At 63.1% G+C, this 25,146-nt stretch carries 28 protein-coding genes; 10 read left to right on the plus strand and 18 right to left on the minus strand.

Annotation, left to right across the window (positions count from 1 at the left end; genetic code table 11):
* Positions 1-136: 136 nt before the first annotated feature.
* The 4 genes from AB7C87_RS10030 to AB7C87_RS10045 all read right to left on the minus strand — a co-directional run bounded on the left by AB7C87_RS10030 (position 137) and on the right by AB7C87_RS10045 (position 2,925).
* Complete coding sequence (locus tag AB7C87_RS10030) at positions 137-559, minus strand: universal stress protein (RefSeq protein WP_369729298.1); 423 nt, start codon at positions 557-559, stop codon at positions 137-139.
* Between the two features lie 394 nt (positions 560-953).
* Positions 954-1,634 carry a cytochrome c biogenesis CcdA family protein gene (locus tag AB7C87_RS10035; protein ID WP_369729299.1) on the minus strand — a complete coding sequence of 227 codons (681 nt, stop codon included), beginning with the start codon at positions 1,632-1,634 and terminating at the stop codon, positions 954-956.
* Complete coding sequence (locus tag AB7C87_RS10040) at positions 1,631-2,191, minus strand: TlpA family protein disulfide reductase (protein ID WP_369729300.1); 561 nt, start codon at positions 2,189-2,191, stop codon at positions 1,631-1,633. The genes AB7C87_RS10035 and AB7C87_RS10040 overlap by 4 nt, the downstream gene beginning before the upstream one ends.
* A gap of 2 nt (positions 2,192-2,193) precedes the next feature.
* Positions 2,194-2,925: an SCO family protein gene (locus AB7C87_RS10045; RefSeq protein WP_369729301.1), complete on the minus strand. Its 732-nt coding sequence runs from the start codon at positions 2,923-2,925 to the stop codon at positions 2,194-2,196.
* Positions 2,926-3,211: 286 nt separating this feature from the next.
* Here AB7C87_RS10045 and AB7C87_RS10050 point away from each other — a divergent pair, with 286 nt between their 5' ends.
* The 4 genes from AB7C87_RS10050 to AB7C87_RS10065 all read left to right on the plus strand — a co-directional run bounded on the left by AB7C87_RS10050 (position 3,212) and on the right by AB7C87_RS10065 (position 6,573).
* Entirely contained in the window at positions 3,212-3,388 is a 177-nt protein-coding gene (locus AB7C87_RS10050; protein ID WP_369729334.1) for a hypothetical protein, read from the plus strand.
* A gap of 192 nt (positions 3,389-3,580) precedes the next feature.
* Positions 3,581-5,206 carry an alpha,alpha-trehalose-phosphate synthase (UDP-forming) gene (locus AB7C87_RS10055; protein ID WP_369729302.1) on the plus strand — a complete coding sequence of 542 codons (1,626 nt, stop codon included), beginning with the start codon at positions 3,581-3,583 and terminating at the stop codon, positions 5,204-5,206.
* Positions 5,207-5,209: 3 nt separating this feature from the next.
* Complete coding sequence (otsB, locus tag AB7C87_RS10060) at positions 5,210-6,103, plus strand: trehalose-phosphatase (RefSeq protein WP_369729303.1); 894 nt, start codon at positions 5,210-5,212, stop codon at positions 6,101-6,103.
* Between the two features lie 110 nt (positions 6,104-6,213).
* Positions 6,214-6,573 (plus strand): winged helix-turn-helix domain-containing protein, encoded by a 360-nt coding sequence (locus AB7C87_RS10065; RefSeq protein WP_369729304.1) that lies wholly within the window; start codon positions 6,214-6,216, stop codon positions 6,571-6,573.
* A 141-nt stretch (positions 6,574-6,714) separates the two neighbouring features.
* Here AB7C87_RS10065 and AB7C87_RS10070 read toward each other — a convergent pair whose 3' ends face one another.
* Both AB7C87_RS10070 and AB7C87_RS10075 read right to left on the minus strand, forming a co-directional pair.
* Positions 6,715-7,503 carry a peptidase M10A and M12B matrixin and adamalysin gene (locus tag AB7C87_RS10070; protein WP_369729305.1) on the minus strand — a complete coding sequence of 263 codons (789 nt, stop codon included), beginning with the start codon at positions 7,501-7,503 and terminating at the stop codon, positions 6,715-6,717.
* Positions 7,504-7,573: 70 nt separating this feature from the next.
* The gene (locus AB7C87_RS10075; protein ID WP_369729306.1) at positions 7,574-7,861 is read right to left on the minus strand and encodes a hypothetical protein; all 288 of its coding nucleotides are present in this window, start codon (positions 7,859-7,861) and stop codon (positions 7,574-7,576) included.
* Positions 7,862-8,221: 360 nt separating this feature from the next.
* Here AB7C87_RS10075 and AB7C87_RS10080 point away from each other — a divergent pair, with 360 nt between their 5' ends.
* On the plus strand, positions 8,222-9,895 hold the full coding sequence (locus tag AB7C87_RS10080) for an HAL/PAL/TAL family ammonia-lyase (protein WP_369729307.1): 1,674 nt from the start codon (positions 8,222-8,224) through the stop codon (positions 9,893-9,895).
* Between the two features lie 59 nt (positions 9,896-9,954).
* On the opposite strand, the gene AB7C87_RS10085 is transcribed toward AB7C87_RS10080, so the two are convergent.
* Both AB7C87_RS10085 and AB7C87_RS10090 read right to left on the minus strand, forming a co-directional pair.
* Positions 9,955-11,928: a bacterio-opsin activator domain-containing protein gene (locus AB7C87_RS10085; protein ID WP_369729308.1), complete on the minus strand. Its 1,974-nt coding sequence runs from the start codon at positions 11,926-11,928 to the stop codon at positions 9,955-9,957.
* Positions 11,929-12,213: 285 nt separating this feature from the next.
* A complete protein-coding gene (locus tag AB7C87_RS10090) occupies positions 12,214-12,465 on the minus strand; it encodes an MTH865 family protein (protein ID WP_369729309.1) in 252 nt (83 codons plus the stop codon).
* Positions 12,466-12,611: 146 nt separating this feature from the next.
* On the opposite strand from AB7C87_RS10090, the gene AB7C87_RS10095 reads away from it, so the two are divergent.
* On the plus strand, positions 12,612-13,001 hold the full coding sequence (locus AB7C87_RS10095) for a CopG family transcriptional regulator (RefSeq protein ID WP_369729310.1): 390 nt from the start codon (positions 12,612-12,614) through the stop codon (positions 12,999-13,001).
* A 12-nt stretch (positions 13,002-13,013) separates the two neighbouring features.
* Here AB7C87_RS10095 and AB7C87_RS10100 read toward each other — a convergent pair whose 3' ends face one another.
* The 5 genes from AB7C87_RS10100 to AB7C87_RS10120 all read right to left on the minus strand — a co-directional run bounded on the left by AB7C87_RS10100 (position 13,014) and on the right by AB7C87_RS10120 (position 18,502).
* Positions 13,014-14,741 carry a cobyric acid synthase gene (locus tag AB7C87_RS10100; RefSeq protein WP_369729311.1) on the minus strand — a complete coding sequence of 576 codons (1,728 nt, stop codon included), beginning with the start codon at positions 14,739-14,741 and terminating at the stop codon, positions 13,014-13,016.
* 99 nt (positions 14,742-14,840) lie between these two features.
* Positions 14,841-15,053, minus strand: coding sequence for a hypothetical protein (locus tag AB7C87_RS10105; RefSeq protein WP_369729312.1), 213 nt, complete (start codon positions 15,051-15,053; stop codon positions 14,841-14,843).
* A gap of 196 nt (positions 15,054-15,249) precedes the next feature.
* Complete coding sequence (locus tag AB7C87_RS10110; protein ID WP_369729313.1) at positions 15,250-16,776, minus strand: hypothetical protein; 1,527 nt, start codon at positions 16,774-16,776, stop codon at positions 15,250-15,252.
* Positions 16,773-17,528 carry an ABC transporter ATP-binding protein gene (locus tag AB7C87_RS10115; protein WP_369729314.1) on the minus strand — a complete coding sequence of 252 codons (756 nt, stop codon included), beginning with the start codon at positions 17,526-17,528 and terminating at the stop codon, positions 16,773-16,775. Before AB7C87_RS10115 ends, AB7C87_RS10110 begins: the two co-directional genes overlap by 4 nt.
* Before the next feature lie 284 nt (positions 17,529-17,812).
* The gene (locus tag AB7C87_RS10120; RefSeq protein ID WP_369729332.1) at positions 17,813-18,502 is read right to left on the minus strand and encodes a cob(I)yrinic acid a,c-diamide adenosyltransferase; all 690 of its coding nucleotides are present in this window, start codon (positions 18,500-18,502) and stop codon (positions 17,813-17,815) included.
* Positions 18,503-18,632: 130 nt separating this feature from the next.
* On the opposite strand from AB7C87_RS10120, the gene AB7C87_RS10125 reads away from it, so the two are divergent.
* On the plus strand, positions 18,633-18,992 hold the full coding sequence (locus AB7C87_RS10125; protein WP_369729315.1) for a helix-turn-helix domain-containing protein: 360 nt from the start codon (positions 18,633-18,635) through the stop codon (positions 18,990-18,992).
* 27 nt (positions 18,993-19,019) lie between these two features.
* Here the strand turns inward: AB7C87_RS10125 and AB7C87_RS10130 are convergent, their stop codons facing one another.
* The 3 genes from AB7C87_RS10130 to AB7C87_RS10140 all read right to left on the minus strand — a co-directional run bounded on the left by AB7C87_RS10130 (position 19,020) and on the right by AB7C87_RS10140 (position 20,848).
* Positions 19,020-19,445, minus strand: a complete 426-nt coding sequence (locus AB7C87_RS10130; RefSeq protein ID WP_369729316.1) for a CBS domain-containing protein — start codon at positions 19,443-19,445, stop codon at positions 19,020-19,022.
* A 144-nt stretch (positions 19,446-19,589) separates the two neighbouring features.
* The gene (gene msrA / locus AB7C87_RS10135; RefSeq protein ID WP_369729317.1) at positions 19,590-20,123 is read right to left on the minus strand and encodes a peptide-methionine (S)-S-oxide reductase MsrA; all 534 of its coding nucleotides are present in this window, start codon (positions 20,121-20,123) and stop codon (positions 19,590-19,592) included.
* 62 nt (positions 20,124-20,185) lie between these two features.
* Positions 20,186-20,848, minus strand: coding sequence for a 2,5-diamino-6-(ribosylamino)-4(3H)-pyrimidinone 5'-phosphate reductase (locus AB7C87_RS10140; RefSeq protein WP_369729318.1), 663 nt, complete (start codon positions 20,846-20,848; stop codon positions 20,186-20,188).
* A gap of 273 nt (positions 20,849-21,121) precedes the next feature.
* Here AB7C87_RS10140 and AB7C87_RS10145 point away from each other — a divergent pair, with 273 nt between their 5' ends.
* Both AB7C87_RS10145 and AB7C87_RS10150 read left to right on the plus strand, forming a co-directional pair.
* A complete protein-coding gene (locus tag AB7C87_RS10145; protein ID WP_369729319.1) occupies positions 21,122-21,673 on the plus strand; it encodes a DUF7342 family protein in 552 nt (183 codons plus the stop codon).
* Positions 21,674-21,681: 8 nt separating this feature from the next.
* Positions 21,682-22,188: a hypothetical protein gene (locus tag AB7C87_RS10150; protein ID WP_369729320.1), complete on the plus strand. Its 507-nt coding sequence runs from the start codon at positions 21,682-21,684 to the stop codon at positions 22,186-22,188.
* Positions 22,189-22,835: 647 nt separating this feature from the next.
* On the opposite strand, the gene AB7C87_RS10155 is transcribed toward AB7C87_RS10150, so the two are convergent.
* Complete coding sequence (locus AB7C87_RS10155; RefSeq protein WP_369729321.1) at positions 22,836-23,054, minus strand: HalOD1 output domain-containing protein; 219 nt, start codon at positions 23,052-23,054, stop codon at positions 22,836-22,838.
* The gene (locus tag AB7C87_RS10160; RefSeq protein ID WP_369729322.1) at positions 23,008-23,205 is read right to left on the minus strand and encodes a hypothetical protein; all 198 of its coding nucleotides are present in this window, start codon (positions 23,203-23,205) and stop codon (positions 23,008-23,010) included. Before AB7C87_RS10160 ends, AB7C87_RS10155 begins: the two co-directional genes overlap by 47 nt.
* A gap of 763 nt (positions 23,206-23,968) precedes the next feature.
* Here AB7C87_RS10160 and AB7C87_RS10165 point away from each other — a divergent pair.
* Complete coding sequence (locus AB7C87_RS10165; protein WP_369729323.1) at positions 23,969-24,715, plus strand: class I SAM-dependent methyltransferase; 747 nt, start codon at positions 23,969-23,971, stop codon at positions 24,713-24,715.
* Positions 24,716-25,146: the final 431 nt, after the last annotated feature.

Raw genomic sequence — 25,146 nt, forward strand, 5'->3', positions numbered from 1 at the left:
GAAAATTACCGTCTTGATACGCACGAGTAACACTGGATTACGTCCGGTGACGGGGGTCGTTTCTCGGACAGCCGATCGTCGTTTCGGTCCTCGCGAAGGGTGTGTCAGCGCTAGCTGATTTGTCTTCAGTGGCGCGTCAGGTCCCCTCTCTGACCGTCACCACCGGAACCGGGGCGTTTCGAACGACTTCCTCGGCGACGCTACCGACGATCAACTGATCGAGACCGCTCCGACCGACTGTCCCGACGACGATCAGGTCCGCATTCGAGACCTCCGCGGCCTCGAGGATTTCCTCCTGTGGAACGCCGTGGCGGACCGTCGTCGTCGCGTCGACCCCTTCGGCCGTCGCCGTACGCTCTGCCGTCTCGACGACGTCGGTGGCCTCGGCTTCGGGGTCGGCCCGCATCTGATCGCGTTTCTCCGAACTGTGTGGCCCCTCTTCGGCGACCGAAAGCACGTGAAGCGTCGCTCCGAGGCGATCCGCGAGCGAAATCGCGTGTTCGGTCGCGCGTCGAGCACCGTCGCTCCCATCGGTGGCGAGCAGAAGATCCTGATACATCCCTGCCCAGACGTTCGGTCGACGTCCGAATACGTCCCCGACTTGCCGATGCCGGGCCTACACGACCGCGGAATCGCTCCGGCGACCCGGACGGACCGTCGGTCGACGACTCGGTGGATGCCACGGATGCCTCGAGCGGGCGTTACCCCGACCGACACGAGACAGGTTCAAAAGAAGACGGCCCATCGATGACCGCAGTGATCACACTCGAACGTCCGCTTGAGCCCCGAATCAGTGACGGTTCGATCGACTTCCGCTCCTGTTAGCTCGAGGCAACTGGGACAACGCGTTCGACTCACGTGACCCGAGATACGGGCTCTCGAGGGATAAAGAGACTCCCAATGTGGTTTGGATTAATTGCTGTTGTGATAGAATACTCCGCGGGGCCACGGGTTCAGATCACGTCGAGGATGACGATCGCGAGGTACAACTGCCCGATCCCGGCAACGATCATGACGACGCCAGCGAGACGCTCGAGTTGGTCGCTGTAGGCCATGATTTTGTCCGCGCTTGCGACGAGCCCCATCCCGGTCGCGACGGTCAGTGAGACCATCAAGAGCGTGACGCTCCCGACGTAGGTTCCGACGACGAGTGCGGCCGTCGCCGGCGGATACGTGAGCGCGCTGGCGACGACGGCGCCGAACAGCGGGGCGACACAGCCCGCCGCGGCCAGGGCGTACCCCACGCCGAAGATGCCGAACCCGAGGACGCTCGAGCGCCGTTTCGGGAGCGCGATCGACAGCGACGGTGCCCGACCGAGCACTATCAATACGCCGAAGATCAACAGTAACGCACCGACGATCGGCTCGAAGAGGACGACGTTCGAGATGGTCGAGTGACCGACCCAGAACGCCGCGCCGAATAGGGCGGCGAGGGTCACCAGGACGCCACCGCCGGCGATCAGCCCGCGGCCGAGCGAGCCGCTGAGTGACGCCTCTTCTCCCTCGGTCTGGCTGACGTAGAAGCCGACGTAGCCGGGCAACAGCGGATACGCACAGGGGGAAAAGAACGTCAGGAAGCCGGCCTGGAGGGCGAACCCGAGCGTCAGGAGCAACGTCGCGTCCGTCCCGATCATTGGTCGTGGGCCTCGAGTGCGTCCTCGATTCTGTCGACGAGTTCGTCGGCGGTCTTGACGCCGTGGTCGGACCAGCGGACCCGGCCGGATGGATCGATCACGGCCGCGGTTGGATAGCCGCCGGCGAGGTAGCGCTCGGTCAACTCCGCCGTCGGGTCGAGCCCGATGGTCCAGCGTCCATCGTTGTCGTCCCACCACTCGACGAGTTCCTCTTCAGTGATCGAGCCGGTCTCGCCCACCGACTCGTTGGTGACCGAGAGGAAGCGCACGTCGTCGCCGACCCGATCGTACGCCTCGCCGAGCGCGGGCATCTGCTCGATACAGGGCGGACACCAGGTGCCGAAGATGTCGACGAACGTCGGCCGATCGGCGGCGGGAACGAGCGCGTGGCCGGCCTCGCTCCCCGGCGCGTCGACCGTCTCGATCTCGAGCGGGTCGCGTTCGACGTCCTCTCCGGTGAGTTCGTCGACCGACGGGACGCCGAACACCGCGACGGCACCGGCACCCGCAACTATGCCCGCACTCGCAATTCCGGCGATGGCTTCCCGTCGACGCATGGTTATCGTTGTGCGACCGTTCTGGCGTCCTCGACGATCGCCTCGACGCTCACTTCCTCACGTTGCTGGACGGCGTTCGGATACGACCGTTCGACGATTCCGTCGTCGTTGACCAGCATGATCAGGTTGTAGTGGATGAACGTGTACTCGCCGTGGTCGTGATCCTCGTGATCGTGATCGTGGCCATCGTGCTCGTCGCCGTCCTCGACCCGCTCGATGTACATGCCGAACGTGTCCTCGAGGAGTTGCTCGCCTTCCTCGTAGCTCTCGGGCCTGAGGAAGTGCCAGTTGTCCGCTTCGTGGTCGACACCCTGCTGTGCGGCGTACTCCTCGAGAACCTCCGGCGTGTCCCGCTCGGGGTCGAACGTCATCGCGAGCAACGCGATGTCGTCCTCGTAGCCGCGTTCGATCGCGTCCGCTTGAGCGCGGCGGAGTCGCAAGAGCAACGCGGGGCAGGCACCGTCCGGACACGCCGTAAAGAAGTACGTCATCAGGAAGGCACGTTCGCCCACCATGTCCTCGAGCGAGACGGTCTGGCCCGAGAGCGGATCCGGTAGCGAAAACGAGGGGAACTCGTCGCCGTGGATGGGATGTGACGGGTCACCGCGTGATTCGTCCGGTGGGCCCAGTGCGGTTCGGCCGTCGCCGCCGACGAAGCCGACCTCGTCTAAACAGCCGGCGATCCCCGCTACACCCGCGGCCCCCGCCGCCCGGAGGTAGGTTCGGCGTTCCATATCGGACGGTGGGATGGAGCGATCAAAGGTTCGTTGGTTCGCGTTTCGAACGGAACGTGACTCATACGGAGTGCTGTAACGGGTTGCCGGCGCAACCGCCGCCCGGGTCGCGGGTGCGCCGGAACTGACTGACAGTAACCCGTCTCACCCGACACTCGAGGGCCGACGGAACGTCGACCGTTCGATCCGTAAAGCCGGTCGTACGATCGGCGAACGATTCGAAACGGACCGGCGTCGATCAGTACGGCTGGTATAACTATCGGCCGACTTCGAGTATCACGAGGACATGTCGAAGTCGAACCGTCCCGCGATGGACGTCGGCTGTCCCGCGTGTAACGCGACCGTCAGCGCGCCCGTCCCACCCGGCCCCGGAATCGTCGAGGAGAACGAGTCGAACCGATTGCAAGGAAGCGAAACCGTCTGCCGAAACTGCGGCCACGAACTCGAGTTGTACTATTATTGAGACAGCCGGGGTCGATCGACGGTCCTCCCGCCAGCCGACCGCCGGAACCCGGCTACACGCGAAACGACGTTCGATCGATCTATCGTCCCATCGAACTGTCCGTTGTGGCCGAACGGTACGGGGTGCGTATTAGACCCCCATGCGGATGCAGGCCACGAATCAACCCGTAGCGGCGCTGTGTTCTACCAGCGAATGCGATTTACCGACGAGCGTTTGTCGTCGACGAACACGTATAGCAGACCGATACGGACCGACGGGGGCGGCCGAAGCGTACGAACCGATCGTTCCGCAGGACCCAACTGCCCCGGCTCGCTGATCGTCGTCTCGAACCGACAGCCCTACCGCCACGAGTACGACGGGGAAGACGACGGCGACGAGCGAACGATAGCCGTCGACGAGCCGACCGGTGGGCTGACCGCAGGGCTCGACCCCGTCTGCCAGCGGACGAACGGTACCTGGATTGCGTGGGGCGACGGCGACGCGGATTTCGACGTCACCGACGACCGAAACTGCGTCGCCGTCCCCCCGTCGTCGGAGGCGTACACGCTTCGACGACTCGACCTCTCTGCCGACGCGGTCGATTCGTACTACCGCGGGTTCAGCAACCGCGTTCTCTGGCCGATCTGTCACGGCTTTACCGATCTCATAGAGGACCGGCCGGACGACTTCGAGTGGTACCGGTCGGTCAACGATCAGTTCGCGACCGCGGTCGCCGACCACGCGGACGAGGAGTCGATCGTCTGGATCCAGGATTACCACTTCGCACTCGCCCCGCGAACGATTCGCGACTCGATCCCTCCTTCGGCGACGGTCGCTCAGTTCTGGCACATTCCGTGGCCGACGCCGGAGACGTTCCGTGACTGCCCGGCGGCCGTCGACCTCCTCGAGGGACTGCTCGGGAACGATCTGCTCGGATTTCACGTCGACCGGTACGCGACGAATTTCCTCGAGTGCGTCGAGCGAACCCTGCCGTCGGCGGCGGTCGACCGGAAGCGACGGGCCGTTCGGTACGACGACGAGGCGACGACGGTCGTCGCGACGCCGATGGGCGTCGACGCCGCGAGCTACGATCGAATGGGCCGGTCTGTCGACCCGTCACGACTGTCGTCGTTTTTGACGACGAACGGGATCCCGAGCGAGACCGTCCTCGGCCTGGGCGTGGATCGCCTCGATTACACGAAAGGGATACCGGAGCGACTCGCCGCCCTCGAGCGGTTCTTCGAGCGAAACCCCGACTGGCGCGGCTCGTTTACGTTCGTCCAGAAGGCGACGCCTTCGCGGACCGAGATCCCGACTTACCAGCGATACGGCGAGTTCGTCCGAAACGAGGTCGACCGGATCAACAGCCGGTTCGCCACCGACGGCTGGCAACCGATCGTCTACACCGACGCGTACCTCGAGGCCGATATGCTCGCCGCGTTGTACCGACGGGCGGGGGTGATGATCGTCAGTCCGCTCGTCGACGGGATGAACCTGGTCGCACAGGAGTACGTCGCCTCGAGCAGTGAGGCCGACGGGGCGTTGCTGTTGAGCGACCGAACCGGGGCCCACGAACGGCTCGGCACCCACGCGTTCTCGATCGATCCGACCGATACCGACGGATTTGCACGTCAAATAGCCGACTCGCTCTCGACGCCCCGTCACGAGCGCCGTCGCCGGATGTCCGTCCTTCGCAACCGCGTCTTCGAACGGGACGTCGACTGGTGGATGGCCACCCAGTTCGACTGGATCCGAAGCGTTCACGACGACCGGCGGCCCGATCCGACATCCGATTTCGATCCAGACCCCGATTCTCCGGAGTATACGTCACTGGTGTAATCCATGCCTGCTGATACTCCGCCACGACGACTCCAGGAGGAAATGGTTCAGATCCGCTCGGCACTGTCGTCGGCATCGAAACTGCTGGTCTGTTTGGACTTCGACGGGACGCTCGCACCGATCGTCGACGAACCGGCCGATGCGATCCCGCTCGAGCGAAACGAGGAGGCCCTCGAGACGCTCGTGGCCGAACCGGCAGTCTCGACGGCCATCGTCAGCGGACGTGCACTCGTCGACGTTCGCGACCGCGTCGACGCTTCGGATGCTTACGCCGGCAATCACGGGCTCGAACTCGCCCGCAACGGCTCGCTCTCGATCCACCCCGTCGCCGAAAAACGGGCGGCGCTGGTCGGGGAGTCGCACTCGGCGCTCGAGGTTGCCCTCGATTCGGTCCCCGGCGTCAGAATCGAGAACAAGCGACTGACGGCGACGGTTCACACGCGAGCCGTCCCCGATGCGCTCCGCCCGCTCGTTCACCGTCAGACGGCCGCGGTCGTCGACCGGGTTGGCGGCCCAGAGCTCGCGGTGTCGCGGGGAAAACGCGTCCTCGAGGTCGGTCCCGCGATTCCGTGGGGGAAAGGCAACGCCGTCGAGTTGATCGCGTCGGATCTTCCGGCGGATACGATCCCCGTCTACGTCGGTGATGACGTGACCGACGAGTCGGCGTTCCGGGCCGTCGAACCCGCCGGGATCGGCATTCGCGTCGGCGGCGACGACCCGTCGGCCGCCTCCCGGCGCGTTCGCTCGCCCGCCGAGGTCGCGTCGTTTCTGACCTGGCTCGGTTCTGCCGGCGTCGATCTGCTCGGGGGATCGTCCGGCGGCACAGAGACCGGAACCAACCCTCCGGCCGCCAAAACTGTCGAACTCCCGAATCCGCCGGGAGCCACCGGAGATTGAGGGATCCGAGGCCGGGTTATTACCGGAAACATCCGGTAGCAATTTTCCGCCCAAAGCCGAAAGTATTAGTTACCACTGGAAATATAGAGTGCGTATGAGAGTGAACGAGTGTGAAATTACGACAGCCAACTGACTTCCTGATCCTCGAGGCGCTAGAGAACAAGGGACGAAACGTCGCGACGAACCTCTCCGCCCACACGGGCAAGAGCCGCAAGAACATCAACACCCGACTGCCGGTCCTCGAGGACTACGGACTCGTCGACAAGATCGGACCCGCCGAACGGTCCGGCCTCTACGAGATCTCGTCGCTCGGTAAGGCGGCACTCGTCTACCGAGACCAGTACGACGAGGTCGACGACTTCGAGTCGCTCATCGAAGGACCGAACGCGGCCGACGCGGAAGAGGCCGGTGAGGAGCAGGCGAGCTTCGCACGCGGCGAAGACGACGATCCGACCGAAGAAGACGAGTAACGGTCTCTCGGCGGTCGTATCCGACCGCCGTCGATCCCTCGCGTATACAGCTGGTCGCGCCCACTGGTCCCGTTCCAGACATCGACCGATGAGTCACTTCGACTCACAACGGGATTCGGTCCACTCGATCGGGCAGGAACGTCACTCCCCCTCACGGGGAGTGCGAGGTCGGACGCCGCCGCTGTAACTCGCCAGTTCTCTGCGTGCACACGTCGAAAACGCTAAACTGAGCCGCCACTTCAGGCCGCTCGGGTCTGGATAGCTCGTCCCGCATCGCGAGTGGTCGTACGGGCTGTTCGAACTGAAGGCGTACGTGCTGAGCATCGGCGTCGCGACGACCGCGTCGCCGTAGCGAAACGCGACGCCGTGTTCGTGGTGTAATCCCAGCGCGTGGCCGACCTCGTGGAGCAGGATCTGGATCGTCCGGGTGGGTGTCTGCAACGGAACGATCCGGCGTTCGACGTCCCCCTCGGGACCCGACTCGACGAACTCCTCGAACGGCTCGAGATCGGCGATGTGCCGGGCGCCACCGACGGAGGCGATGTGTGGCAGACCGTAGCCGGTCGGCGCCCGCTTCATCTGGCCGTCGGTCACGAGCAAGTTCACGTCGTCTGCGGGTTCGACGTCGCTCGAGCCGACGGTTCCCGAGGCGAGCGCCAGGGGCCACTCTCCGGCGCTCGTGACGCGTGCGCCGTCTTCGGTCGACACGGGAACGACCCCGCCGAAGGAGACCTCGAGCGTCCAGAACTCGAACTCCATGAGCCGCTCGACGTACTCGAGGGTGCGTTCGGCAACCCCGTCGTAGGCGGCGGCTCCGTCGGAGAGCCAGAGTCGAACTTCGAGGCTCTCGACGGGGTCGCGGGTCGCGTACGCGAGCGTCCCGAGCGAGCCAACCGACCCGATCGCTCCCAGGACGTGACGGCGATTCACGACCCGACGTTCGGTGTGAACCGTTCTCTAGCTCGCGGTTAGTATGTTCACAGTTTATATCCCGTCCCGTTCAGGAACGCCGCTCGTCCGACCCCGGCGCGTGCCACCGCGTATCGACGACGTGTGTGGCGGTCCGTTCGATGCGAACCTCAGTCCAGTTCGGAAGCGCTCGAGGCTCGATCGCCACGAGAAACAGCAACTCGCCGTCGCCCGTCTCGACCAGGCGCCGATCCGGCTCCCGTTGCCGAAGACACCGACGCCACCGCCCGCTCTCGAGTCGGCGTCGAACCTGCCAGGCCGTGTAATACCGTCCGTTCGATCCTTCGAATACGGCGTCGACCGGGTCTCGGAGTGTCACTGCAACTCAGTAGACGCCCGATTCGATCGGGGTCGTGTGAGAACCCGTCCAATCGCATCTGTACGCCCGCACAGCGCCCACCGCCGAGGGCCGAACCGCCTGGATCCGTTTGCTCATCATCCGGGTGGTGCGGGGGATCGTACATCGACGCTCGGGTTCACATACGTGACTTTTATGATATCCTGACGGTCAGGTTGCGGTGAACGTCACGCGTCGTCGACACCTCCCGTCGCTCCGTCCAGTTCGAGACGAACGGACCGGAATTTCTTGCCGTCCGAGCGCGAACACGTCGTGTATGATCCGATCGATCGAAGCCGGAACCGACGTCCGGGGACCGATTCGCGCCCGAGCTGATCGCCGATGACCGTCGTCCTCGACGGCGAAACCCTCACGCCGGCAGACGTCGTCGCGGTCGCGCGAGACGGTGTCCGGGTCGAACTCTCGGCCGAGGCCCGCGAGCGCGTCCGGGAGTCACGCCGGCGCGTCGAGGACGTCGTCGCAAGCGGCGAGCCAGTGTACGGACTCAACACGGGGTTCGGCGAACTCGTCGACGAGCGAATCCCGGGGTCGCGACTCGAGGAACTTCAACACAATCTGGTCCGCAGTCACGCCGCCGGCGCGGGTCGGGAGTTGACACGCGAGGAAGTTCGTGCGACGATGGTTGTCCGGATCAACGCGCTCCTCACCGGTCACTCCGGGGTTCGCGAGACCGTCGTCGACCGACTCGTTGCGATGTGCAACGGAGGGGTTCACCCGGTCGTCAGATCCCGCGGGAGCCTGGGGGCCAGCGGCGATCTCGCGCCGCTTGCGTACGTGGCGCTCGTCCTCATCGGCGAGGGGGAGGCGGTCGTCGAACCGCCGGACCGGCCGGCGGCCGACGGGCGGAAGACCGCGGTCGACGAGCCCGACGACTCGAGCGGGTCACGACGGCTCCCCGGCGATCGGGCGCTCGAGACGATCGGTATCGAACCACTCTCGCTCGAGCCGAAAGAGGGGCTCGCGCTCGTCAACGGGACGCAGTTGACCGCCGGACTCGCGTCGCTGTCGGTCGTCGACGCCGAACGGCTGCTGCTGGCGGCTGACGCCGCGGGAGCGTTGACGACCGAGGCGACGCTCGCGACGACCGCGACGTCCGATGCGGTGATTCACGACGCTCGTCCGCATCCGGGCCAGCGAGAGTCCGCGGCGAACGTCCGTCGACTCACCACCGACAGCGAGATCGTCGAGGCGCATCGAAATTGCGATCGGGTCCAGGACGCCTACTCGCTTCGGTGTCTTCCGCAGGTCCACGGCGCGGTCAGAGACGCCGTCGATCACCTGCGCAAGGCCGTCACCGTCGAACTCAACAGCGCGACGGACAACCCGCTCGTCTTCGCGACGGATCGCGTCGACGCGCGCGCATCGGGAACCGACGCCGCCGCCGTCCTCTCCGGCGGGAACTTCCACGGCGCCCCGCTCGCGCTCCGTCTCGAGTACGTCCGCCTCGCGCTCGTCGATCTCGCGGCGATCGCCGAGCGCCGAATCGATCGTCTGCTGAACCCGAACGTACAGGAGTCCCATCTGCCACCGTTTCTCGCGACTGACAGCGGCGTCGAATCGGGGTACATGATCGTCCAGTACACCGCCGCGTCGCTGGTGAACGAACTCCGATCGCTCGGCCCGGCGTCGACGGACAACACGCCGGTCAGCGGCGGCCAGGAGGACCACGTCAGCATGAGCGCCCAATCGGCCGTCCACGTCCGGCGGGCGATCGAGAATGCGACCTGGGTGATCGCCGCGGAACTCGTCTGTGGCGCCGAGGCGACTGAGTACGTCCAGGACGCCTTCGACGCCGACGGTCGACTCTCGCTGGGGACGGGAACCGACGCGGTCTACGAGGCGGTCCGGACCGACGTCCCGCCGCTCGAGGGCGATCGATCCGCCGACGCCGACGTTCAGCGGGTCGCCGACCTCGTCACGGCGGGTGAGTTGACCGCGACACTCGAGGAGGCGGTCGAGGGTCTCGAGACGTCGCACGCGCCACGAGGAGCGTGATGTCAGTCACTTCGGCCGATACGTGTCGGCCGAGACGCCGCCTGGCCGGGGTCCGACGCCTATTCGCTCGTTGTTCTGCCGGCCTCAAAGAACTCGCTGAGAACAGTCTTGAGGCCTTTTCGGAGATGCTGGTGCATCGTCGGCGGTGAGACGTCCATCGCCTCCGCGACCTCTTCACCGGTGCTCTCGCGGGGCCAATCGAAGAAGCCGCCGTAGTAGGCGAGTCGAAGAGTGGTGAGCTGTCGGTCGGTGAGCTCGTCGAGGATCAGGTTTCGCCGCTCGGCGGCGGTTCGGACCTGCCGGTCGACCTCCCGTCTGGCGACGAGTTCGGTGTTCTCGTAGATCGCGGACAGCGCGTCGGCGATCTCCCTGACGTTTGCGTCCTGTGAGACCTCGACCAGACAGGTTCCGACGGCGTCCTCGACGGTCACGTCTCGGATCGTCACGCCGTGGTTCGTCAACGTTCGAACGCCGGATTCGCTCAGCCGCATCTCGATGGTACAGCCGCCACCCCTGTCGTGGACGAGCCGACACTCCTCGATCGAGTCGTGGTCGTTCGCCTCCTCGAGTACCGTCTCGCCGTCGATGCCGTCGATCGTGACGAACTGAAACGTCCGTCCGTTCGCGGTCGTCCCCGACCACTCGAGCGAGCAGGTGCAGTCGTACTCCCGCGAGAGGTCGAACGAGAACGTCTCGCCGCCGTCGATCCGGAACTCGAGTTCGACGACGGTATCGGCAAACAGCAGTTGGCGGTTCTTGACGGCCATGATCGTAAAGCCGATCGTCTCGCCGAGTAGTTCGAATCCCGCCCGCTCGCTCTCGCTGAACGCGTCGTCGCGACTCGCCAGGACGGTAAGCGCACCGTAGGTCGCGTCCTCGTAGGTGATCGGGACGGCGACGACGGCTTCGACGTCGTCGGCGGCGGCGGCCGTCTGCAACTGGTCGGGCAACGGTTCGCGCTCGAGGACGTGATCTTCCGTCTGGATCTCACCGGACCGGACGGCGCGTCGGAACGGGCGGCCGGGGTCGTCCGACCCCTCCTGGACGCACTCGAGATAGGTCGTGGCCTCACCCGCGCCGGTTCGGTACGCGAGAGCGCCGTCGCCGGTCCACTCGGCGATCCAGGAGCCACAGTATAGCTCCGAGTCGACGAGCTGTCGACAGACCTCCCGCTCGATGGCGTTCCGGCTCGGGGCCTCGACGAGGGTCTCGATCACGCGTCGGACGACCGCGTTGATCCGGTTCAACGTCTCGAGTTCGGCCTGGCGCGCCCGGAGTTCCCGCTCGCGTTTCGCCCGTTCGGTGATATCGCGTGCGAGCCAGACGACGGCTCGCCGCCCGCCGATCCGACGGTCGGTCGGGACGACCCGGGCTTCGTACCGGAGTCGCTCCTCGCCCGTCTCGACGTCGTACTCGACGGACTGTATCTCGCCAGTTTCGATCGCCCGTTCGATACAGTCCAGAAGCTCCTCTGCGGTTCGTTCGGGGAAGGCGTCGCCGAGGTTGGTGCCGACGAGTTCCGCCGCGGACGTCTCGTACAGCCCCTCGGATTCGGGACGAACCGTCGCCTCGAGGTACGTTCCGTCGGCGCCGATGACGAACGCCTCGTCCGGAAGCTCTTCCGCGAGGATTCGACGGAACTCCTCGCTTCGATCCCGACTGGCGTGCGATCGAACCGACTCGAGGATCCGGTCGACGAGCCGGGTTTCGTCCTGGGACACGTAGTCCGTCGCACGAGCCCTGAGCGCGACCGTCGCGAGTCTCTCGCTCCCGTCTCGCGGACTGACAACGACGGGGGTGTCGGGTGTCTCCTCCCGAACGCGCTCGACGTTCGTTCGAACGGCGTCGGGGTCGTCGGTCACCAGAACGACCGCGTCCGGGGGCTCCCCCTCGAGACACCCCTCGAGTTCCGCGATCGAAATCGGCCGAACGGATACCCCCGTTCGATCCCGTATCTCGTCCGTAACGTGAGCCCTCGCTCCTCGAGCGTCCGTTGCGAGGACGATCAGTTCTCCGCTGGTGTCCGATTCCATACCATCAATAGGTGCCATAATCTCGGGAGGCCGCGGACGCGATCGGCCGACGAACGCTCCCGTCCTTTCTGCTCACAATCATGTTCTGGAATAAAAAACCCGGTGATACAGCGACGGGTGGCACCGATACCGTCTATCGAAGGTGACCGGCCGTGGGCCGAGACGCCGGGACGTCGCCTCGAATCGGATCGCGGTCACGCACCTGACCGTGGAACCGACGGACAGAAAGCGGACGACGTTTCTAAACCGGGATGCGACCTGGAGATCGCTGACCGAGCGGCGAGGCTACAGCTCACCCTGTTCTTTGAGGTCCTCGATGATATCGTCGACGAACGTCTCGACGTCGTCGTAGGGGAAATCACCGCCGGACGTCTTCGTGTTCAGTTCCATCGCCGTCATCGAGAAGTCGCCGGATTCGAACGTCGTCCCCGGTCCGTTCGGGAGCGCGGGAACGAGATCCATCGGGCTCGAGATTGGGTAGTCAGCACCTTCGAACGCGTCGATCATCTGGTCGCGGATTTCGTCTTCGTCTGTCATCGCGTCACTCACTTTTCCCCGATAAATAATAAATTTGCAGGTAGTTGCAACGGCGCGCTCCGCCGCACTAGTGATACAAATCAAACGTATACTGGGCGGACTATTCTCCGAAACAATAATTAATGCGCGGTGTGGAATCTGGGAACATGGCGAAAGATACCGTCAGGTACCCCGACGAGGTCGTCGAGGAGATCGACGCACTCGTCGACGACGGTATGTTCGAGAGTAAATCCGAGTTCTATCGGTTCTCCGCGGAGTACGTACTCTCGCTGATCAACACCGAACACGACGTCAAGACCTTCAACTTCGAGGAGATCAAGACCGAACTCGACATCACCGAGTCCGACCACGCGCGGGCGCTCGGCACCGACGGCGGTACCTTCTTTCTCGATGCTGTAATCACGGTCCGAAAACAGGGGCTTCGCGGCAACTACGAGGCGGCAGAGCGCTTCATCGACACCCACTACGACGCGACGGACCAGGAGTGTATCATCTTAGAGGAGTTGCTCGGAACGTATCGAAACGGCACCGAGTGACGTCGCCTCGGGTTAGGACCCACCCACGAAGGGCTCGCCGAGTTCCTCGAGGTCGAGATGCTCGCCGACGAGCCCCGCCGCTCGATCGGACGGCGTCGTCCCGGACGGACGCTCGTCCTCCTGTCGCGTTCCGGACGGATGCTCACCCGCCTGCCGCATCCCGGGCGCGCCCGAAACCATGTCGTAAGAACGCTCGAGTCTGACCTCGCTCGCAACGTTCTCGAGAAACGCCTCGCGAACGGCGTCGTCGTCGAACAGCCCGTGGAGGTAGGTCCCGAGAACCTGCCCACAGGCGGCGCTCGAGTCCCCGAGCGGACGGCTGACGTCCGCGCCGTCGAGAACCCGCGTTCGGCCGGCGTGAATCTCGTACCCCGACGCGGTTCCGGAGGCCCCGCGGAGGATCGGTGTCGCGGATCCGTCGACGCGGACGCTGGTTCGCTCGAGTCGTTTCTCCGGTTCGAAGTTGGTCTCGACGGGGAGGAGGCCGAGCCCCTCGACCGTCTCCGCGGTTCCGGTTCCCTCGAGGGAGGCGTTCGTGATCCGCTCGCCGAGCATCTGGTAGCCCCCACAGAGGCCGACGACCGGGCCGTCGAACGACTGCAGGGAGTCGGCGAACCCCGACGTCCACAGCGCGCGGAGATCGTCGACCGTATTTTTCGTTCCGGGGATCACGACCGCGTCCGCGTCGACGCCCTCGAGCGGATCGGCCCCGTTGGACGGCCCGGCCGACGCACCTGACCGGTCGTCTTCCGTACCCGCCTGTACCGGAACGAAAGCCACCGAGACGCCGGGTTCGGCAGCAAGCGCCTCGAGATCCGTCGCGTTCGAGAGTCGGGGAAGCCGGGGGACGGCGATCGTGATCCGGTGCTCGTCCGGGATCCCGTCGTCGGCGCCGAGGACGCCGCCGGTCTCGGCTCCAGGGAGGGCGACACTGTCCTCCTCGGGAAGGCCCGGATCGTCGTAGGGGAGGACGCCGACGATCGGAACGCCCGTCTTCGATTCGATCTCCGCGATTCCGGGCTCGAGCAACGTCGGATCTCCCCGGAACTTCGTGATGGCCGCGCCGACCACCCGATCGCGGAGCGGATCGGGCATCAACTCGAGCGTTCCGTAGAGGCTCGCGAACGCGCCGCCACGTTCGATGTCCACGAGCAACAGGATGTCCGCGTCGGCGAAGCGGGCGGTTTCGACGTTCGCCAGATCCCGATCGTGGAGGTTGATCTCGGCGATGCTTCCCGCCCCCTCGGCGACGATCACGTCGCTGTCCGCCTCGAGCCGCTGGAAAGCCGCTTTTGCGGCTCCTCGAGCGTCCTCCCAGTGATCCTCGTAGTACGCCCCCGCCGAGAGGTGATCGCGGGCCACGCCGTCGATCACCAGCTGGCTCTCGCCATCGCCGCGGGGTTTCAACAACACGGGATTGCAGTCGGTCGTCGCCGTCGTCCGCGCCGCTCGAGCCTGGACGAACTGGGAGACGCCGATCTCACCCCAGCAGTCACCCGCAGATTCCCGCCGTTCGGAGCCACTCGAAGGTGACCGCCCTTCGGGGCTGTCGCGGTCGTCCTCGTTGCCCGCGTGGCCACGCTCGGGGCGAGCGACAACTCGAGCGTTGTTGCTCATGTTCTGTGCTTTAAACGGCGCGACGGCGACGCCACGGTCTGCGAGCAGGCGACAGAGGCCGGCGGCGACGGTCGACTTCCCGACGTGACTCGCCGTGCCGGCGACGAGAAGGGTTCGGGTCATTCGCGTGACCCGTACTCGCGGGGCCTCGAGTATCGACCTATCGGTTCGTCCGAACTCGCGGACCGTGCCGATGACGCCGACAATTGGAGACGAGGGTCGTTACTCTTCGTCGTCCTCGCGCTCCGGTGGTTCACCGCCTTCGAAAATCACCTCCTCGCCCGGGTGGGGCTCGATGTGGCTTAGAATCTCGTGTGGCACGTAGCCGATGTTGTACCCCTGTTCGTCGTGGAGGACGATCCCTTCGTCGTACTCGCGAAAGTCGAAGCAGCTGATCTCCTCGTAGGCGTTTCTGGGTTTGTAGACGACCTTCATACAGGCGTCGTCGACCCATTGCCCGTTCGCGCTAGGGCTTGCAGGTGAAAGGAATTTTCAGGATCGGTAACTGGACTCGCGGCGTCGGGAATCTAGTCCTTACAGTATCCGTCTCATACGGTTTACTGTCAGTCAGTTCCGGCGCAACCGCGACCCAAGCGGCGGTTTCGCCGGTACATCGTTACAGGAATCCGTCTCAGCCCTCGAGTTGGCGTCGCTCCCACCGGGGACCCGCGCGACTCGAGAGAGCGAGCCCAACGGTGGCGAAGCCGAGACCCGCGACGGCGAGGACACCCGCGACGGTCGGCGACGGCGGAACGACGACGAAACCGGCAACCAGCGTCGGAACGAGTGCGACGGCGACGCCGGCGGTAAACGTCGCGAACCGGACGGCGTCGAAGAGGAACTCGTTGGGCGAGAAGCCGGCGAGGTAGACGGTGAGCCCGTAGTAGTACAGCGCGTAACCGCCGAGTAACGCCGCACCCACGGCCGCATCGAGAAGCGTCGCCTCGAACCAGACGACCGCCGCGAGGTAGGGGACGCCGACGGAGGGGACCGCGACCAACACGAACGCCGTCCGCTTGGCGCGAAACACCGCCTCGACGGAGACGGGGTAGACGAGATACGACTCGAGCGAATCGAACTCGGTGAGCCAGTTGTACGTCGTAAACGCCGAGAGGCCGAGGACGCCGCCGAAGAAGATCCCTGGCGCCGGCGCGATGCCCGTGATCGCGGCGACGACGCCGACGAGTGCAGCCACGAGCGCGAGCAGGATACCCGCCGAGACGAACGGTTTCCAGACGCCGCCGGACGACCTGGCGAGGTCCAGTAGCGTCTTCGCGACGAGCGCCTCGTCGCCGACCGGAAGCGCGTCCTTCAGCCGGGCGAACCGGTCGCTCGCCGTCCGCGTCGGCCGAGCGTACGTCGGATCGTACGCCCAAAGCGCGGCCGTCGAGACGACTACCGTCGCCGCGGCGACCGCGAGTACCTCGAGCACCGAGCCGTCGATCGGAACGAGGAATTTCCCGACGGAGCCGCCGCCGTCGGTGATCCACGCGCCAATCGCGAGGACGCCGATTCCGGCCAGGCCGAACCGGATCGGGACGCCGCGACTCCGGGCGGCGACCAGCGCGACGGTGACCGCCATCCCGAAGGCGAAGACCAGCGAGAGTGAGAGCCAGTAGACGAGGACGGCGAGCAAACCGCCGACGACTGCCGATTCCGGGCCCACCGCCAACGGACCGGATGCGAGCGGCGAGTCCGATCCCATCGCGAGCGGGGCCGCCCCCATCGCCATCGGCAAGACGATGACGAGCGCGTAGAACAGGCCGTCTTTCACGAGAAAGATCGCGAGCAGTCGCTTGCGCGACAGCGGAAGCGTCGCGGCCGTCGAGAGCACGAGTGAAAGCCGTCCGAACACGTTCTCGAGCATGTCCGACCCCGCGAAGGCAGCCGTTCCGCTGTAGAGTCCAAAGCCGAGCGCGAGGACGTGTCCCCAGCGGGTCACCGTTTCGGCGTCGGTTCCAGTCTCAGTAAGCGCGACCGACGCGGCGACCGCGAACGCGGCGACGACGACCGGAAAGAGCCCGAACCGCCAGCCGCCGAACAGCCGCGTGTGAAGCCGCCACTCCTCGCGGGCGAGCGTCACGAACAGCGTCCAGTTCGGCGCCGAGTGCGATCCGGCAGGCTCTCGTCCGGGACCCTTGCCATCACCCGTCGTCATGGCTGAACCCGATCGGCCGCGGGGAGGTCTCGAGCCCCCGCCCCGTCGACGCACTCGAGGAAGACGTCGAGCAACGATCCGTCGTCGAACCCCTCCTCGAGCGAGCGCTCGGCGACGATTTCGCCGTCGGCGACGATGCCGACCCGAGAACAGATCGACTCCGCGACGTCGATGTTGTGCGTCGAGACGAAAACGGCGTTGTCGTCGGCCGCGTACTCGAGGAGGAACCGTTTGACTTGCTCCTGGACGAGCGGGTCGAGGTTCGCCAACGGTTCGTCGATCAGGACGACCTCGGGTTCGTGGACGAACGCCTGGGCGATCATCACCTTCTGCTGTTGGCCCCGCGAGAGATCCGTGTGGAGCGTCTCGAGTTTGTTCCGGAACCCGAGTCGATCCGCCCACCGCTCGGTGCGTTCCGCGACGAGGTCGGCGTCGAGGTCTCGGACCGTGCCGACGAACTCGAGGTACTCCCGCGGCGTGAGGAAACTCGGCGGCGACCCCTGCTCTGGCAGGATGCCGACCCGACTCCGCGCCTCGAGAGGGTCGTCGGTGGGGTCCGTCCCGAGTACGCTGATCGTTCCGCTATCCGGCCGAATCTGTCCCGTCAGTGCGCGAATCGTCGTCGTCTTCCCGGCCCCGTTCGGTCCCAAAAAGCCGAACAGCTCCCCGCGGTCGACCGCGAAGCTCATTCCGTCGACCGCGCGGACGGTTCCATACGACTTGTACACGTCGTCTACCCGGATGACGCCCATCGACCTGCGGTATTGTCAGGGTCAGATAATAACTGTGCCGGAGGATCGATCGGGTCCGTCGCCTGCGGTCGATACGCCGGACGATCGACGGCGCGTGATACTCTCGGACGATCTCTTGTGGATTCTCCCAGCGAAACGACGACTCAGAGCGGCTGTGTAGACAAATCGGTACAGGAACCCAGTACAGCAAACTGGTACCGGAGATCGGTACGGGAAGGTACAGGAGATCGGTACGGGAAACCGGTACCGCAAATCGGTACCGAAAATCACTACCGCAACCCGTCTCAGTACTCCGTTCCTCGTCGCGCTCGTTGCCCGTCTTCGATCGGGTGTTTCTCCTTGCGAACGTTCGTCATTAGGTCGGCTCGATCCTCGAGGTACGCTGGCGTCTCGTGACTTCCCGAGAGCACGAGTTCGAGATCGTCCGGCTTCGCGTCGATCAACCCGATGACGTCCTCTTCGCCGATCAGTCCGCGGTCCGCGGCGTACAGCACTTCGTCGAGGACGAGCATGTGAACCCCCTCTTCGGGGGGCGCGTCGAGGTCGATCGGCTCCTCGAGGTCGGCCTCCTCGGCCGCCGCGATCAGTTCCTCGGCTCGCTCGAGTCCCGCCCCGGCCTGCCGTTCGTGGTCCGCTTCGTCGCTCCCGTCGGCCATTCCGTGCCAGCCGTAGTGACCGAGATTCTCGTAGCTGATCCCCGGAAGTGCGTCGATCGCGTTGTACTCGCCCCGGACCGCCTCGACGCTCGAGGCGCCGCCTTTCATGAACTGCAGGACGTGGACGCGGTAGCCGTGACCCGCGGCGCGCATCCCCATTCCGAGCGTCGCGGTCGTCTTCCCCTTCCCGTCGCCCCACCAGACCTGCACGAGGCCGAACTCCTCCGGTGCGGCGGGTTCGATACGTTCCGATTCGGGCGAGCGGCCCCGGCCCGGCGTGTTCTCGAGGGTCGACTCCGATGATCGATCGTCGTCCATACACGCCCCCTCGAGCCGATCGACCATGTAGCTGTCCGATCGCAAACCAGCGGGGATGTTGACGTCCCGACGACGCTATAGCCGGACCAAACGGCTCTTTACGGACCGACCCTAACACGCTTGCATCGCTATGGCATCCGACCTCTCCGTCGACGACTCGCCGGAGTTCGAGTCGGTAGTCGCCGCCCTCGACGACGGGGACTGTCGCCGAATCATCGCCGTTCTCGAGAAGCCGATGACCGTCCACGAGATCGCCACTCGAGCGGAGCTTCCGCTCTCCTCGACCTACCGCAAACTCGATCGCCTGACCAGTGCCGGACTCGTCGACGAAGCCACCGGCAGTCGCGGCCGGAATCGGAAATCTCGATACGTCGTCACGTTCGAGCGAATCGGCATCGAACTCGACGACGATCGAGAGTTTCTCGTCAGTATCGAGCGAGCGAAAGAACACGTCCTCGGGATCTGGTCAGCGGTTCGCCGGGAAGTGTGAGCGGATCGCGCCACGGTGGTATTCGTACTACGGGCTGTACGCTGGCGATTGTACCTCGATCGTGTCGGCGACGTTCTCGAGTTGCTCGCCGATCGTCGCTATCAGGTCGTCGATCGTCGCGATCCCCGACAGGTTCCCGTCGTCGTCAACGATCGGGAATCGCCGGACGTTGTGTTCGCCAATCGCTTCTGAGATCGCGATCGGATCGTCGTCCTCGTGAACCGTCGCCGGATCCTCGGTCATCACGTCTTCGACCGACAGCGAACCGACGTCGTCGTGGGCGTGAACCGAGAGCGCGACGTCGCGATCCGTGACGATGCCGACGGGTTCGTCGTCCTCCTCGACCACGAGGGCACCGACGTTCTCCTCCGCGAGCGTTCGAGAGACCTCCTCCAGGTCGCTGTCCCGGGTCGTCGTGACGACGTTCTCGGGACCGAGTTTGCCTACTGACATGGCGACTGTCGTACCACCGACTCGGATTTCAAACTGTAGCTTTCACCTGATCGCAACCGGTTCCACCGAGTTACAGTCGACGTCGCCACTCGTTTTTCGCCACCGCTCGAGCGATTCGAAACGGATCTCGAACCTCGGTCGGCATCACGCCTCGGTCACGTTCGCTTCGAATTTCTCACGTACCTTCTCGACTTTCGGCGCCGCGTGCATCCGGCAGTACGCGTCGGTCGGGTTCTTCTCGAAGTAGTTCTGGTGTTTTTCTTCCGCTCGCCAGAACGTCTCGAGCGGTTCGATTTCGGTGACGATATCGTCGTCGTAGGCCCTCTCTTCCTCGAGTGCGTCGACGTAGTGTTCGGCCAGTTCCCGTTGCTCGTCGTCGTGTGAGAGGACGATCGATCGGTACTGGCTCCCGACGTCCGGCCCCTGGCGGTTCAACTGCGTCGGGTCGTGGATCGTAAAGAAGACCTCGAGCAAGTCGGCGTACGCGATTCGGTCGGGATCGTACTCGAGTTGGACGACCTCCGCGTGGCCAGTCGTTTCCGAACACACCTCCCGATAGCTCGGCTCCTCGGTGTCGCCGCCGGCGTAGCCCGACGTCACCGATTCGACGCCCTCGAGTTCCTCGAACGCCGCCTCGATACACCAGAAACAGCCGCCGCCGAACGTCGCTCGTTCCATGCCCACTACTAGGAACCCGGCGAGGAAAGGTGTGACGGGGCGCTGAACGTGACCGGTCCGTGTCAGCCGCCGGCTCGCCAGGTGAGTAACGCCCCGTCGCCGATTCGTTCGAGCGACTCGAGGGTGAGCGTCGGGAACTCCGAGACGAAGCCGTCGCCGTCGGCCAGCGTCGGCGCATCGCGACCGCCGATCACCGTCGGGCCGACGAACACCCGAAGTTCGTCGACCAGCCCGACCTCGAACAGCGAGAAGATGAGTTCGCCGCCGCCCTCGACCATGATCCGCTCGAGGCCGGCCGCCTCGAGCGCCGCGAACGCCCGCAGGAGGTCGACCCGGTCCTCGCCGGCGGTCACCAGTTCCGCGTGGTCGGCCAGATCCATTCGGTGGTCGACGGGCGCGGCCTCGCTCAGACAGACGTACGTCGACGCGGCGTCGTCGACGATCGCCGCGTCAGTCGGCGTTCGCGCCTTCGAGTCGACGACGACCCGCGCCGGCTGTTTGGGGTCGCCCCGCTCGAGTCGACGCTCGCACAACTCCTCGTCTGTGACGGTGAGGCTCGGATCGTCCGCCAGAACGGTGCCGACGCCGACGACGACGGCGTCGCTGTCGGCCCGGAGTCGATCGACGCGGGCGAAGTCCTCCTCGCCGCTGATCGCGATCTGTTCGCGACGTCTCGAGGAGAGCTTGCCGTCCGCACTCGTGGCGGCGTTGACGACGACGTGCATAGGGGGGTTCCGTGGCGAATCCTAAAGAAAACTGGCTTCTGGACCGGTGTGATCGTAGTCGCGAACAGTTCCACACGATTGCACTCGAGCGAACGCGTTTTTGCCTACGGTGGCGCGCTCTCGAGGAGAACGGTATCAACGAGCCCGCTCGGGGTGGGGAGGCGGGGATTCACGAGCTATGCCGTGTGAGACTTGGAGAATATACTGGGTTCTAATCTCGGATATGTGTGATCCGTCCGAAGAAATAATAGAGTGAGCCACGTAATTCTGCGTATGACGGACCATGGACTCGGCTCGTGGACTGATGACCTCTCTGCTCGAGAGCGCGTCAGGAAAATCGCGACGACGCTCACGGAACCCCGCTCTGTCGAATGGGTGCGCGAGCAATCACAGATATCGTCGTGGCAAACTGCGAAAGAGGAGTTAGAGATGCTCGTCGAATTCGGCCAGGTCCATGCCGTCGAGGGCGATGACGGGAATACGAAATACGCGCCAAACTACCAGCTACGGTACTTCAACGAAGTAACCGAGTTGATCAACGACCACTCGAGGGCGGAACTCCGGGAGGAAATTGCGGCCATCCAGACCGAAATCGACGAGTGGAAGCGCGAATTCGGCGTCGAATCCCGAGACGAGTTAGAATCGACACTTACCCACGACGAACTCGACAGCGCGGCTATTCGGAACCGCAACCGCGTACTGCGAGAGTGGGAACGCTACGAGGACAACAAGCGCCTGTTGAAACACGCGCTGGAACTCTACGACGACGCTCGGGAACTCTACCCGGGACACTCGTCGAACTCGTCGATCCCACTGTCCCAGTAAGCCGACCGATGATCTTTCTCGCCAATCGCGCGAACCTCGATAAACGAACGCTTCTCAGCCGGATCCACAATCGCTTCCAGACGCAGGTTCCACAGGAGGACTCCCCGGTCGAGCGGGTGTGGTATCGGACGTCTACTGGGAACAAAGCCGGAGTCCGAGCGACGGTCACGACGGAGGAGTTTCTCCGCAAATCCCACCCGGTTGCTGAAGCGGAGTTACAACTCTCATTTGATTTCCCCCAGACTCACTCGTACGACTTCTACGTGATTCAGTGGGTCGAGTCGGACCGCGACCTCATGGTTGGGTGGCACCAGGACGAAACGCATACCGACCTCGGCGAGTGTCACTTCCAAATCGACTATCAGGGAGAGACGGTACAGCGAGAAGAAGCCGAGTTCCTCGATGAGCATCCGTTAAACGTGTTTGACCGGCGAATTGCGGATCTCGTGGACGTTCTCGATGCACTGACGTGGGAAGATGGCGTCCCGCACCTCCCGAACGAAGCCATCCGATGACGGATTCGGAATTCCATCGTGCGTGCTGTTCCACGCACAATATACATCGGAAGGAAGGGTGAATGAAACTCGAGGATGGATAGATATGTGGGCGTCTATAGCGAAGAGACGTGAAAAACTCAACGCGTATCAAATAAAGTCGTACGCTAACCTCTTTTCAGAAGATGAGAGTAATTGCCATTAGATACCCGATATAGCGGTGGCGCGCGCTGTCGAGCGGCCGACCGAACGGGAGGATGCTCGACCGAAACCGTGCGAGGGATGAGCGACCGGAGGGAGCGAATCGGTTGGGGAGGACGTGGCTACTCCCCGTTGCCACGATAGCAGAACGGCTCATCGTCACATCAACTCTGGTGAGTGAACCGTTCAATAAGCACGTGTAGTGGCCATTCTATTCGTCTGCGAGAGGTAGAAATTAACTCCATGAGAAGACTTCTATGATACCCTCCTTGGATGGCTACAAATGGAACAGATACGTGTCCCGCCGCTCTCGACCGACAAGTGTTCCACGCCTGTTATCGAGTCTTTGTCCCGTAGATCAAGGGTCACGACCCTTGGCGTGTCTTTCGGTTCACGTTGGATACTGACTGATACTGAAACGAAATACAAAACGGATTGGTCGGCTGCCGCTACCGATCAACGACCCGTCACCCCCCGCTGTCGATCACCTCCACCTCGAGCGACCCGGATTCGATCACGACGCGATACCCCTCGTACTCGAAGCGGACGGTGACGGTGGTGGGAGACTCGAGCAACGCGATCAGCGCCTCCGTATCCCCCGTCTCGTACAGCGGCGGGAGCACCGTCCGCTCACAGCCCTCACGGGCCGCGACACGAGCGAGTACCGTAGCGAGTGCTGGGTGCATCGTGATCGGTGGTGAGTTCGATGATCCTCGCGGCGAACACCGATTCGCAGTCTGGACAGACGACCGCGCCTTCGGCGGCGATCACGCCGCCGGTCGGCTCCGTCCGCACGTCGGTACCACAATCGCAGTGGATGGTGAGTTGGGTAGTCATGTGTACTCCGTTCTCGAGGCCCGACGGAGCGAAGAACAACCCGACCGGAGACCCGGAACCGTCCGCTACTGGTTCGAGCACTGCCAACGACTGTGGGTCGGCGACACGTCGGCAGGTCTTTATTTCGCCAACGTCAATGGTGGATTGCTCCCGCTCCGCGGGAGTCGTATGAGCCGGAGTGCTAGCTTGGCCGCATGGACTCCGGCTCCATGCGCACTTTACGTGCGCGTCTACTACTTGTTCAACCAACGTAAAGAACGTTAGGATACTGACTGTTGGGGCCAGTCGGCTGTCGTCCCAGTCGAAACGAATTATGCGCTGATCGGACAGTAATCGAGAGATATGACGTGCATCGACGTTCCGTGACTACGACGGGAGCCCAGCGTATCGAGAACGGTCTCACCGTTCGTTGCATAACTACGGAGGGTGTCATAGAACAATTCGAATACCCCTGTGATTATCCGATCAACGGTGACAGGCCAAGCAGTTACCAAAGCGACTAGGTACCAATCCGAAATATAACAAAAGTCGCCTGCTGAATACACAGCGCGAATCTTGCACGACCGGAGTTACCAGACGGCTCTTCACCGGTTACATGCTTCACAAGAGCAAGGCTTGAAAATGGCTGTAGACAATGCATTACTATCTTATCAGGCATCGTTCTATTCATAGGATAAAATCTTTATTACGATTTGCAAATCTTTCAGATTTGAAGCACGGGGCTCGAAACCCTCAGAAGGCGATACGTGTTATCAAACGAGAGATGACCGGAAAAGAGACAACGGGAATATATGATCTATCTGAGTACGATAAAATACGTGAGGATTCATTAGCGAAGTTGTTTGACGTCGAGAGTAACCAAACTCAGAAAATAATTAAAAGCGTTCGAGACGGTCCTATTGAGGAGCATATTCAGAATTGTCGCTCTCAGATGGAAGAAAAACCGTACTCACTCGGTGGAGCGAATTTGGGCGGTGAAACAGCACATGTTTTAACACACCTGATAAAACCGAACGCAATTCTGGAGATCGGAGTGGCAAATGGCGTCTCAACTGCGTATATCCTCGGTGCATTAGAAGAGTTAGAGTTGGAACCGGATATTCGAGCTATTGATAAGCCACTTTTTGAGTCTGACGTGAGAGAAAAGCGCGGAGAGCGCGGGATTGAAGGGGTCGGTGGGATCATTCCGAATGGCGCTGAAGCAGGTTGGGTAGTACCTATGGAATGGCGTGCAGATTATGGCTACCAATACTACGTTGCTGATTTTACTGAGATACTCCCTCGAGTTATACGATCTATGCCAAAACTCGATCTAGTAATATATGATGCAAGTAAAGACGCTTCAGAAATGATAATGGCGTACGAGACGATAATCCAGTCGTTATCTTCCAATGGCGTTCTTATATCTGACGATATCTGTGTGAATAACTCCTTTGAGAAGGTTACCGATGGGTATGAAGGTGAGACGGTGAAATTTGGGGGCATTGGCATCTATAAAAACACCGTCTGAGATAAGTATTTTTAGTGTTAGGTGATTCCACTTCACGCATTTTCTTCGAAGGTTTCACAATTACTCAGACAGCCCTTCCGAATGGTCATCTCTCCATACGTAACTCCAGTCAAGGAGTGTACCTCGCCCTACTTTGGACGCATTCTCCTCGAAGCAGGGAAACTCGACTAATAGAGTCGCTTCACAAAGGCACTTCTCGCGTCAGTTGTCTACTGACTAAATATTCTGTATTCGCATACTGACCTTGACAGATATCGATGAGATCGAGGGCTGCTCTGTTACCTACTTGACCTGCACTGAGCGTTCAATCCTCCGCATTGATCACGCTCAGACCCATGCCACATTCACCCTCTGTATTCACCTATGGAAATTCTGCTGGCTGAACAAACCACGTTTGCTAAGATAATTCTTCGGGCGACAAGGACTTGCTG

Origin of the sequence: Natrarchaeobius versutus, assembly GCF_041205745.1 — an archaeon.
GTDB lineage: Archaea > Halobacteriota > Halobacteria > Halobacteriales > Natrialbaceae > Natrarchaeobius > Natrarchaeobius versutus.

Coding starts and splice junctions, on each gene's coding strand:
- AB7C87_RS10080 (WP_369729307.1), top strand. CDS start 8,222: ATGACCGTCGTCCTCGACGGCGAAACCCTCACGCCGGCAGACGTCGTC.
- AB7C87_RS10150 (WP_369729320.1), top strand. CDS start 21,682: ATGATCTTTCTCGCCAATCGCGCGAACCTCGATAAACGAACGCTTCTC.
- AB7C87_RS10130 (WP_369729316.1), bottom strand. CDS start 19,445: ATGTCAGTAGGCAAACTCGGTCCCGAGAACGTCGTCACGACGACCCGG.
- AB7C87_RS10050 (WP_369729334.1), top strand. CDS start 3,212: ATGTCGAAGTCGAACCGTCCCGCGATGGACGTCGGCTGTCCCGCGTGT.
- AB7C87_RS10030 (WP_369729298.1), bottom strand. CDS start 559: ATGTATCAGGATCTTCTGCTCGCCACCGATGGGAGCGACGGTGCTCGA.
- AB7C87_RS10045 (WP_369729301.1), bottom strand. CDS start 2,925: ATGGAACGCCGAACCTACCTCCGGGCGGCGGGGGCCGCGGGTGTAGCG.
- AB7C87_RS10125 (WP_369729315.1), top strand. CDS start 18,633: ATGGCATCCGACCTCTCCGTCGACGACTCGCCGGAGTTCGAGTCGGTA.
- AB7C87_RS10055 (WP_369729302.1), top strand. CDS start 3,581: ATGCGATTTACCGACGAGCGTTTGTCGTCGACGAACACGTATAGCAGA.
- AB7C87_RS10040 (WP_369729300.1), bottom strand. CDS start 2,191: ATGCGTCGACGGGAAGCCATCGCCGGAATTGCGAGTGCGGGCATAGTT.
- AB7C87_RS10085 (WP_369729308.1), bottom strand. CDS start 11,928: ATGGAATCGGACACCAGCGGAGAACTGATCGTCCTCGCAACGGACGCT.
- otsB (WP_369729303.1), top strand. CDS start 5,210: ATGCCTGCTGATACTCCGCCACGACGACTCCAGGAGGAAATGGTTCAG.
- AB7C87_RS10035 (WP_369729299.1), bottom strand. CDS start 1,634: ATGATCGGGACGGACGCGACGTTGCTCCTGACGCTCGGGTTCGCCCTC.
- AB7C87_RS10090 (WP_369729309.1), bottom strand. CDS start 12,465: ATGACAGACGAAGACGAAATCCGCGACCAGATGATCGACGCGTTCGAA.
- AB7C87_RS10160 (WP_369729322.1), bottom strand. CDS start 23,205: ATGACTACCCAACTCACCATCCACTGCGATTGTGGTACCGACGTGCGG.
- AB7C87_RS10145 (WP_369729319.1), top strand. CDS start 21,122: ATGACGGACCATGGACTCGGCTCGTGGACTGATGACCTCTCTGCTCGA.
- AB7C87_RS10110 (WP_369729313.1), bottom strand. CDS start 16,776: ATGACGACGGGTGATGGCAAGGGTCCCGGACGAGAGCCTGCCGGATCG.
- AB7C87_RS10100 (WP_369729311.1), bottom strand. CDS start 14,741: ATGACCCGAACCCTTCTCGTCGCCGGCACGGCGAGTCACGTCGGGAAG.
- AB7C87_RS10115 (WP_369729314.1), bottom strand. CDS start 17,528: ATGGGCGTCATCCGGGTAGACGACGTGTACAAGTCGTATGGAACCGTC.
- msrA (WP_369729317.1), bottom strand. CDS start 20,123: ATGGAACGAGCGACGTTCGGCGGCGGCTGTTTCTGGTGTATCGAGGCG.
- AB7C87_RS10105 (WP_369729312.1), bottom strand. CDS start 15,053: ATGAAGGTCGTCTACAAACCCAGAAACGCCTACGAGGAGATCAGCTGC.
- AB7C87_RS10140 (WP_369729318.1), bottom strand. CDS start 20,848: ATGCACGTCGTCGTCAACGCCGCCACGAGTGCGGACGGCAAGCTCTCC.
- AB7C87_RS10095 (WP_369729310.1), top strand. CDS start 12,612: ATGGCGAAAGATACCGTCAGGTACCCCGACGAGGTCGTCGAGGAGATC.
- AB7C87_RS10155 (WP_369729321.1), bottom strand. CDS start 23,054: ATGCACCCAGCACTCGCTACGGTACTCGCTCGTGTCGCGGCCCGTGAG.
- AB7C87_RS10165 (WP_369729323.1), top strand. CDS start 23,969: ATGACCGGAAAAGAGACAACGGGAATATATGATCTATCTGAGTACGAT.
- AB7C87_RS10120 (WP_369729332.1), bottom strand. CDS start 18,502: ATGGACGACGATCGATCATCGGAGTCGACCCTCGAGAACACGCCGGGC.